Annotated in this window: 8 protein-coding genes and 1 pseudogene; 3 read left to right on the top strand and 6 right to left on the bottom strand. The window is 45.8% G+C overall.

Going from position 1 to position 9,231, the window contains the following annotated elements; genetic code table 11:
* Together IQ219_RS12225 and IQ219_RS12230 are read left to right on the top strand one after the other, a co-directional pair.
* Nucleotides 1-210: poly(R)-hydroxyalkanoic acid synthase subunit PhaE (locus IQ219_RS12225; RefSeq protein ID WP_304650691.1), on the top strand; the 210-nt coding region annotated here is incomplete at its 5' end.
* A gap of 213 nt (nucleotides 211-423) precedes the next feature.
* Entirely contained in the window at nucleotides 424-1,521 is a 1,098-nt protein-coding gene (locus IQ219_RS12230; protein WP_194072779.1) for a class III poly(R)-hydroxyalkanoic acid synthase subunit PhaC, read from the top strand.
* Nucleotides 1,522-1,546: 25 nt separating this feature from the next.
* Here IQ219_RS12230 and IQ219_RS12235 read toward each other — a convergent pair whose 3' ends face one another.
* From IQ219_RS12235 to IQ219_RS12260, 6 genes are all read right to left on the bottom strand, one after another.
* Complete coding sequence (locus IQ219_RS12235) at nucleotides 1,547-1,930, bottom strand: hypothetical protein (RefSeq protein ID WP_190598955.1); 384 nt, start codon at nucleotides 1,928-1,930, stop codon at nucleotides 1,547-1,549.
* Nucleotides 1,931-2,057: 127 nt separating this feature from the next.
* Nucleotides 2,058-2,459, bottom strand: coding sequence for a fasciclin domain-containing protein (locus IQ219_RS12240; protein WP_194018494.1), 402 nt, complete (start codon nucleotides 2,457-2,459; stop codon nucleotides 2,058-2,060).
* A gap of 173 nt (nucleotides 2,460-2,632) precedes the next feature.
* Complete coding sequence (locus tag IQ219_RS12245; RefSeq protein ID WP_190598957.1) at nucleotides 2,633-3,928, bottom strand: CO2 hydration protein; 1,296 nt, start codon at nucleotides 3,926-3,928, stop codon at nucleotides 2,633-2,635.
* Nucleotides 3,929-3,992: 64 nt separating this feature from the next.
* Nucleotides 3,993-5,501: an NADH-quinone oxidoreductase subunit M gene (locus IQ219_RS12250; RefSeq protein WP_194072780.1), complete on the bottom strand. Its 1,509-nt coding sequence runs from the start codon at nucleotides 5,499-5,501 to the stop codon at nucleotides 3,993-3,995.
* Between the two features lie 116 nt (nucleotides 5,502-5,617).
* Nucleotides 5,618-7,465, bottom strand: a complete 1,848-nt coding sequence (locus IQ219_RS12255) for an NAD(P)H-quinone oxidoreductase subunit F (protein ID WP_194072781.1) — start codon at nucleotides 7,463-7,465, stop codon at nucleotides 5,618-5,620.
* Between the two features lie 373 nt (nucleotides 7,466-7,838).
* The gene (locus IQ219_RS12260; protein WP_194072782.1) at nucleotides 7,839-8,480 is read right to left on the bottom strand and encodes a hypothetical protein; all 642 of its coding nucleotides are present in this window, start codon (nucleotides 8,478-8,480) and stop codon (nucleotides 7,839-7,841) included.
* 415 nt (nucleotides 8,481-8,895) lie between these two features.
* On the opposite strand from IQ219_RS12260, the pseudogene psaA reads away from it, so the two are divergent.
* Nucleotides 8,896-9,231 (top strand): annotated as a pseudogene (gene psaA / locus IQ219_RS12265) (photosystem I core protein PsaA); the annotation flags it as partial.

Consider the following 9,231-nt stretch of genomic DNA (forward strand, 5'->3'; position numbering starts at 1 on the left):
GAGGAAAATCTTAAAGTACGGGGCAAATTTATTAATGCCTTGAATCGTTATCGGATTCAACAACAAGAAATTCTCGAAGCATGGTTAAAAACGCTCAACTTACCCACTCGCTCGGAGGTGGATGAAATTCATCAAACTATTTATCAATTACGGAAAGAAGTTAAAAGTTTGAAAAAGCGTTTAGGAGAAATGGAATCAGACCAAGGTTAAGATCTAGCCTGCCATACCTCCTCCATTGAATTGGTATTTGCCAAGCATATTTATGGCTAAGTTAGAGGAAAAATTCTGGCAAAATCTTTCAAAGCGGCAAATCTTAGCAAAGGATTGCAGAGAAAGAATTACAGTCTGTTCGGATAATGCCCTTGGCTAGCTGATTAACCGTTAATGTTTTTACTTTTTTTTATTGTTCATTGGTTGAAAATTATGTTGCCTTTTTTTGCTCAGATGGGCATGGAAGAAAATCTCCATGAAACGTTAGATTTTACTGAAAAATTCCTCTCCGGCTTGGAAAATTTACAGGGTTTGAATGAAGATGATATTCAAGTAGGTTTTACCCCTAAAGAGGCAATTTACCAGGAAGATAAGGTCGTTCTTTACCGCTTCCAACCGGTGGTGGAAAATCCCCTGCCTGTTCCTGTCTTAATTGTTTACGCTTTGGTGAATCGCCCCTACATGGTGGACTTGCAAGAAGGGCGTTCCCTGGTGGCCAACCTACTTAAACTGGGTTTGGATGTGTACCTAATTGATTGGGGTTATCCTTCCCGTGGCGATCGTTGGTTGACCCTAGAGGATCATTTATGCGGTTATTTAAACAACTGTGTCGATGTAATTTGCCAGCGCTCCCAACAGGAAAAAATCACCCTCCTAGGGGTCTGTCAGGGGGGGACATTTAGTTTGTGCTATGCTTCCCTTTTTCCTGAGAAAGTTAAAAGCTTAGTGGTGATGGTGGCCCCGGTGGACTTTGAGCAACCCGGTACTTTATTAAACGCCAGGGGGGGCTGTACCCTGGGGGCGGAAGCAGTGGACATTGACCTAATGGTGGATGCCATGGGCAACATTCCAGGGGATTATCTTAATTTGGAATTTCTCATGCTCAAGCCCCTGCAATTGGGTTATCAAAAGTATCTGGATGTGCCAAATATTATGGGGGATGAGGCCAAATTATTAAACTTTCTCCGCATGGAAAAATGGATTTTTGATAGTCCCGATCAAGCGGGGGAAACTTACCGTCAATTCCTCAAGGATTTTTATCAACAAAATAAGTTAATTAAAGGGGAAGTAATGATCGGCGATCGCCGGGTGGATTTGCACCACCTCACCATGCCCATTTTGAATTTATATGCCGAAAAAGATCATTTGGTTGCCCCGGCTTCTTCCCTGGCTCTGGGGGAATATTTGCCCGAAAACAGTGACTACACCGTACAATCCTTTCCTGTGGGGCACATTGGTATGTATGTCAGTGGCAAGGTGCAACGGGATCTGCCGCCGGCGATCGCCCATTGGCTGTCAGAACGACAGTGAAAATTCTCTTGGAATCCCATAAAGATCAGGATTCATCCAGGGCTTTAACTGATACGTCCACCGCTTGCACGTCAATGGTGCCGGGGGGAGTGGGACGGGTAAATTGGCCATTGCTTACCTCCAAAACTTCCCCACAACTCGGGCATCGGCATGGTTGACCATCAAAGCCGGTGAAGTGGTACTGACAAACGGGACAATCCCCATCTACCAATTTTCTCTTCAGCCACCAGCGAAATACCAAAAAGCCCACCGTGGGTGCCAGAAACAACAGCAAAATTAATAGAGCAATGCCATTGACAACCCATTTCAGACCAATGGCACTGAGGAGCAAGGCCACAGCCAGCACGGTCAAGCCACAGCCTAGGCCTGATTGGTTGACGGTAACAAATTTGGGGGAAAAATTGTTCACAGATGGCTCCTACCAACAGCATTACCGTTGGGATTACTATTTTCCATCCTAGTCCATTGGCTCCGCAGTTGGAATACCAAGCCATTACCCCCTGGGACGCAGGTTTTGCACAAATGGGACACCATGCCTATCCCATCAGAATGACATTATCAATCACATGGATGATGCCGTTGTCCGCTTCGATATCGGGGATAATTACCGTAGCATTTTTCACTTCAAATCCCTCCGTACAATCAATGGCGATCGGGGAACCTTCCACCGAATCAACGGTTGATAGGCGACATAAATCGGCTTGGTTAAGCTTTCCAGCAACCACATGGTAGGTCAGAATCCGCGCCAATTGGGGAATGTTTTGTACTAGGGTGGTAATGGTACCAGGGGGAAGTTTGGCAAAGGCCGCATCAGTGGGAGCAAATACCGTAAAGGGCCCAGGGCTTTGCAATACATCAACCAAATTGGCCGCAGTGACAGCGGTTACCAAGGTGGAAAATCTATCGTCGGCCACGGCAATTTCAACAATGTTAGGCATGGATTTACTCAGCTTAGTTGGGCAAGCACGGAACAGTTAGCAGGAGCAGGGGTGAGGAAAATTTTTAATTTCCCCATTAGGGAGAAAAAATTCACAATTTTCCCAAAAATGGGGAGATTGAAGACAAAATTTCAGTTTATTTCAACCCAGTCTGTAGGTTAAACTGAAGGCAACTAACGATAGCGATCAGTTTGAATATCTTTTAAGCGGGCCTCAGGACGGAGAAATCGGTCAATTTGAGCTTCAAAAAATTGTCGATTTTTAGCTAAATGCCGGGGGTTAGGATCATCTAGGGGATATAACAATGCTGTCCGTAAAGCCTGGATAACTGCCGATGTAACATTGTACATTGAGCGCTGGAAGGTAATCCCCAGTTGCACCAACATATCGTCTTCGCCCCGGCAATGTTTTTGATAATATTCCACCAAATAGGGCGGTAAAAAGTGCAACATATCATCCATTAACAACGTGGGGGGAATGCCCGCAGTACCAACGGGGAAAACATCGGCGTACAAAATACCGTAGTGAAAATCCTTTTGTTCGTCTGGCACCTGTTTGGCCTGGGCATTGTAGGATTTGGTTCCCCGGAATGGCGCCGTGCGGTAAAACACAGCTTCCACATAGGGTAATGCCGCTTCATAAAGCCAAGTAAAACCTTTAGATTTGGGAATAATTTCTAAACATTCGCCATCAATATAAACATGGTGATAAATGGGGCGGCCAGCAATGGCAAAAATACCGTTAACTAAGAAGTTCATGGCATCAGGAACTCCTTTAAATCCACCCTCATCGTAAATGTCGGACATTTCAAAGAATACTGGCGCCATCACTTCCCAAAAAAGCCCCAAATTGGAATAGTAGGATAGTTCTCTAACCTGTTCCAAAAATAAATCAGGGAAAAGTTTATACAACGCCAACATAGGCGGATTACCCTTGAAGTAAGCGCGAATCGCTTTATCTGCGTTGGCCTTATATTCATCACTGTCTAGGTAAGCGTCGAATTTGCCCATGCCCATATCTCGGCCATGCCATAGCATTGCTTGCATACAGGCTTCCGCAAACTCCATATTGATGCGGTCATGCCAGAGGTGATGAAACAGTTTGGGCATTTTGGTGGTGTTGCCTTTTTCCATGAATTCCAGCAACTCAGGATGGGCGGAAGCTTCCCCCCGCCAGATTCTCAGATCGGCAGTCTCCCCAGCATAGTGGTTGGCTAGGTCTAAATATTCCTGGGGCAAAAAATATTTAAAGAAACGTAGGGGATTCAGGAAAACCCGCTCCGCAATGTAGAGCAGATCCCGCCAGTAAAAATCCATGGGCACAGCATAGGCTTTGTAAATGCCAATGATCTGCATCAAATTTTCTGGGGTGTCTGGCAACATGGATCCACCGGCTTCAAGGCGATGGATAACGTCAGCAAAGGGATGGGTGGAGGGGGGTAAGATGGTGTTTTGGGTCAGGGTAGTCATTTCTGGTTCACGAGGGAAAAATAAACTGCACTCAAGACAACGGACAATGGCAACGGCGTTAAAGTTATGGCGAGGTCACCCCTTGGGCTAATTGCTCAACAGCGGGAGTGCCATGGGGTAGTTGGGCAATCATTTCATTGGTGGTGGTTTGCGTCCAATGCACTAAATAGTTGGGCTGAACACCGAGGAAGAAAATAATGGCGGTTAATACCAGGGCCGGTAGTATTTCCGAGGCTAATACTTTCGGATAGTAAGCCTGTTGATTATCAAGCTTGCCAAAGCAGGTACGGTTTAAAAGAATGACAAAATAGACCGCTGTTAAACCCGAAGCCAGAATGCAGAGTAGGGTAGGAATGGGAAAGGTGGGAAAACTGCCTTGGAAAACGATGAATTCCGCTGCAAACCCCACCAAACCAGGAATGCCAGCACTGGCCATGCCCCCAGTAATTAATAGGGCACTAGTGAGGGGCAAACCCCGAATGGGATTCATCAAGCCATTCAACACATCCAGGTCGCGGGTACCAGCTTTCCGTTCGACGATACCAACCAGGTGAAATAACAAGGCCAAAATCAGGCCGTGGCTAACCATTTGGGCCACTGCCCCCAACACACTTAATTCCGTGCCAGCGGCGGCGGCCACCAAGATATATCCCATGTGGCCAATGGAGCTATAGGCCACCATCCGTTTAATATCTTTTTGGGCGATCGCCGAGAGGGCTCCGTACAGTACAGTGACGGTGCCAATGATGGCTAGCACCGGGGCAAACTGGGCCCAGGTTTGGGGAAATAATTGCAGACCAAAGCGAATGATGCCGTAGGTTCCAAGTTTGGATAAAATTCCCCCCAATAGAATGGCCGTGGCGGGGGAAGCTTCTGTGTAGGCATCCGGTAACCAAGTGTGGAGAGGCACTAGGGGAATTTTGATGCCAAAACCTAGCAAAATTAGAATCAGCAGAAAGGTTTGGGCAGACTCAGTGAAGGTTTGGGTAATTTCTGGGTTGTAATCAAAAGAATGGCTACCACTTAGCAAACTCATGCCGAGAAAAGCCGCCAACACCAACAGACCAGAAAAGGCAGTGTAGAGCAGAAATTTCATGGAGGCATAACCCCGCTTTTCCCCACCCCAAATGGCGATCATCAAGTAGAAGGGAATTAATTCCAGTTCGTAGAAGACAATAAATAGAAGCAAGTTTTGGGCTAGTAGGGCACCGGAAATACCAGCATTAATTAACAAAATCAAGCCATAATAAAGTCTTGACCTGTTGACGTTGGGCCCAATACTGTAAATCGCCACTCCCGTTAACAAGTTATTAAGAATGACTAGGGGGAGGGATAACCCATCAATGGCAAGGCTGTAGTTTAAACCAAGCTGGGGAATCCAAGGTATATATTCCTGGAATTGAAACTGGGGGTCCGTAACATCAAACTTAAACAACACTAGCAATGACCAAACCAGGGTCAACACAGCAAATAGTTCGGTGATTTGCCGCAGTTGTTTGGCTGGTATGTTGCCAGGAAAAAAGCCAATAATTAAAGCTCCGATAACTGGCAGGATTAATAGCAGGCTAAGCATGGCAAAAAGAGGTGATAAATCAGTTGGATGAAGGTAAATCTTGCCGGGGGAAAATCAAACACAAACCAGAGCCAATGGATGGAACTCGTTCAGCTTTGATTTTCTTGGACTTGGGCTTAAAATGCTTGGCCAAATAGGGAATAACTGAGAAATGCGCCAATTAAAGTCAAGCCTAGAACGATGGAAAGAACATAAAATTGCGTCTGACCAGAAACGTTATATTTCAGGCTCTGACCACTAAAAATTGTTACGATGCCGATTAAGTTAATTACTCCATCTACAAAGGTTTTGTCGAACCAGTTAATCAAACGAGAAATTGAGTCAATGATGGCGACAATGGTGATTTTGTAGAATTTGTCTGTATATAAGTCATAGGCAAAAAAGTTTTGTAGTGCGGGCAAGGGTAAATTAATCGGTTTACTAATTTTGGGATTGAGGTAAATAAAGGCTGAGCTTCCCACACCAAGCAAGCTAGAAATAATTAAGACTGAGCTTAGTCCCCAATTGATATCGGCAAAATCCGGCAATAAATTTCCTTGCTTTAAGATGAGGGACAGATGCAGAGCAAAACCCACTGTTACCACCATGGGCAGCACCAGGGCCCACAAACCCTCTGGCGATCGGGTAGTCATCGGTTTAGCTTCACCACCGAAAATTAAACAAAATTCCCTGGTTACATTGAAGGCGGTGAGTAGATTGACAACTAACAAAACTCCCACTAGTAAGGGATTGGTCTCTGCTAAATGTTCTGTCAGTTTTAACCAGGCCCAAAAGGTGCCAAAGGGGGGTAGGGCAATAAGGGAAGCAATCCCGACCAGATAACTCAAACCAGAAATCGGACGACGACTCCAAAGACCACCGTACTGGGTCAAGTCCTGGCTAACATTGTTAAGAATAATGCCCCCCACACACATGACCAAAATTGCCATGGCGAAGGTGTAGGTGAAAATCAATTGTAGAGCCGTTTCTCCTTGCCCTGTGCCCACAGCAATGAAGACCAAGCCCATATAGGCACTAACCACATAGGAAAGGGACCGCTTAATATCAATCTGGGCAATGGCGATGAGGGAAGCACCGATCGCCGTTAGGGAACCGACAGTGACCATGAAGGTTAAAGCCACAGGGGAAAGAGCCAGAATTGGTTGTACTTTTACCAAAACCCATGCTCCCGTTGAAACCACCACTGTATTCCTGAGAATGGTGGCGGGAATCGGCCCTTCCATGGCTTCATCCAACCAGAGATGGAGCGGAAATTGGGCACATTTAGCCAAAGGTCCAGCAATTAAGGCTAGACAAAGCAGGGTAGCGGCGGTGGGATTTAAGTCTGCACTGGCAGCCCATTGGGCTAAATCATCATAATTCCAACTTCCAGCCAGAGGTAGTAGGGCCACCACCCCCATTAATAAAATTAAATCCCCAACCCGTTTAGTTAAAAAAGCATCCCTCGCCCCGGTCACCACTAGGGATTGATTGAACCAATAGCCAATGAGAAGATAGGTCCCTAGGGTCAAAATTTCCAGAACAACGTAGCTGAAAAACAGTGAGTTGCACAACACTAAAGTGCATAATCCCGCTTCAAATAGAGCCATTAGCGAGAAAAATCTGGCCCAGCCCCAGTCCCTTTCTAGGTAGCCAATGGCATAAATCTGTGCCCCCAAGTTAAGGCCAGTAATCACCACTAAGGCAGCAATGTTGACGGTGGATATTTTTAAATCAAAGCTAATCTCTAGGTCAGCGGCCTGTAGCCAGGGAAAAGAAAGATCGATGGCGGGTTGCTGCCAAATATAGATAAGCACTAGCAGACTATGCAAAAATGCAGTGAAAGTCATTAAAGTGCTGATATAGCCCGCCGGTCTTGGCCCCGTTTGTCGAGTTAAGCCCGGTGACCAAGGGACTGCTAAGAGGGCACCTAAGAGAGCGTAGCAAGGTACTAGCCAGATAATTCGACTTAAACTTTCTAACATGGGGGTTGTGGGAAATTTTGTTAACAAGGTTCCACTTTCGCCGTCCAAACGTTCGAGTCACCGAAAAATTTTCCGGATTACTCGGTGCGAAGAACCCAAGACCGTCTAGAACCTAGACAGGGAAAAGCTAATACAATTAAAGTGATGGCCGAAATGGCTGATTTTATCTAGGCCCCAAGGAGACGCGACCATAGCCAAGCAGCAATGGTAGACGCTAGATGCATAGAAACAGTGTTATTTGTTACACCATATCATAGGTTAAATAAAATCCCAGATCAACAACCATTTGCTTAAGCAAATGATAAGTCTGGGTAATTAGAGGAAATGGCGATCGCCCTGGGGGGGAGTTTACTCCTGGGGCAAATTTAGGCTTTTAATCTGAACCATCAAATCGGTGATTAATCTGTTGCCATTCCCGCAGTAGGGCCCGACATTGCAAACAGTCCAAAATTTTTAGCAAATCGACTAGTTGTGAAGGGACATGGAACTCGGCTCCGATCGCCTTGGGGTTGGGGGAAAAATCTTCGTTGATCCTGATCCAATAGCCATAGAGCTTTTGGTTGGAGAAAGAACTATTAACGGTCCAACCGCCGGGATTGAGGGGCACTATTTCAGTGATGGCATCCAGGGGGACATCCAGTTCCCGATTGAGAATTTCAGCCAAAGTTAGTTCCACCTTAGTTATATCCGTGAGCCTTCCTCCGGGAAAATCCCAAGTAGATCGGCCTATCCCCGGGCGGAAAATAGGATGGGGTAAAAGCAGCCGATCGCCCTGTTGGGGCAACAACACCAAAGAATCAGCCTTTTCCACTCGCCAATAATCCAATCTCCTGGCCTGGCCGTCCTGCCACCTTTCTCCTTTCAAAGTCAACCAGGGATTTTTAACCTCCGCAAAACATTCCAGCAGAGTCCAAGCCAGACCGTCGGACTGATTTTCCTGTTCGGCTTCTGGGCCAACTTGTAAAACGCCCCCATCGTTCCAAGGGCGATCATAATTTTTATCTATGGAGAGCATTGCCAAAATCCTTTTCTTAACATTTCTTAAAATTAAGGCCGTTATAGCAACAACATTGATTAATTTCTATCTAATTTTTGACGGTGTCCATTGCTATCAGTTGTAAATTGATGAAAATGCTGTAAATTTTTGTAACAAAGTTCAACTTTATCTTGACTTTTGTAAGTCTTTGCAAAATCCAGGAGCTAGAACTGGTCAGGGCTGGGGCAATTTTTAATTATTGTTACGCAGGTCTTGCCTAGGGGGGGGGAGGCCGTATTATCTTCTAGTGATGTTTGCTGAAAACGCCTATCTGTGCAAGGTTTAACATCGTTATTATGAAGCGAAAACTAATTCCCTTTTTTACGCTTCCTCTATTACACTATTCTGCATAGGAAACCCTTAATAGTTCATTGTCGAGCGAGGAGAACCCTGCATGACAATTAGTCCACCCGAAAGAGAGGCTAAGGCCAAAGTCTCGGTTGATAACAATCCGGTACCAACTTCCTTCGAGAAGTGGGGCAAGCCGGGTCACTTCGACCGGACTTTAGCTAGAGGTCCCAAAACCACCACCTGGATTTGGAATCTCCATGCCAATGCCCATGATTTTGATAGTCAGACCAGCGATTTAGAAGATGTTTCGCGCAAAATCTTCAGTGCTCACTTTGGGCACCTCGCTGTGGTCTTTGTTTGGTTAAGTGGAATGTACTTCCACGGCGCGAAATTTTCCAATTACGAAGGTTGGTTAGCTGACCCCACCCACATTAAACCC

This window comes from Synechocystis sp. LEGE 06083 (assembly GCF_015207725.1).
Lineage (GTDB): Bacteria > Cyanobacteriota > Cyanobacteriia > Cyanobacteriales > Microcystaceae > Synechocystis > Synechocystis salina.

What these genes read in the sequence shown, in the direction of transcription:
- IQ219_RS12230 (WP_194072779.1), top strand. Translation starts at nt 424, where the DNA reads ATGTTGCCTTTTTTTGCTCAGATGGGCATGGAAGAAAATCTCCATGAA.
- IQ219_RS12240 (WP_194018494.1), bottom strand. Translation starts at nt 2,459, where the DNA reads ATGCCTAACATTGTTGAAATTGCCGTGGCCGACGATAGATTTTCCACC.
- IQ219_RS12245 (WP_190598957.1), bottom strand. Translation starts at nt 3,928, where the DNA reads ATGACTACCCTGACCCAAAACACCATCTTACCCCCCTCCACCCATCCC.
- IQ219_RS12250 (WP_194072780.1), bottom strand. Translation starts at nt 5,501, where the DNA reads ATGCTTAGCCTGCTATTAATCCTGCCAGTTATCGGAGCTTTAATTATT.
- IQ219_RS12255 (WP_194072781.1), bottom strand. Translation starts at nt 7,465, where the DNA reads ATGTTAGAAAGTTTAAGTCGAATTATCTGGCTAGTACCTTGCTACGCT.
- IQ219_RS12260 (WP_194072782.1), bottom strand. Translation starts at nt 8,480, where the DNA reads ATGCTCTCCATAGATAAAAATTATGATCGCCCTTGGAACGATGGGGGC.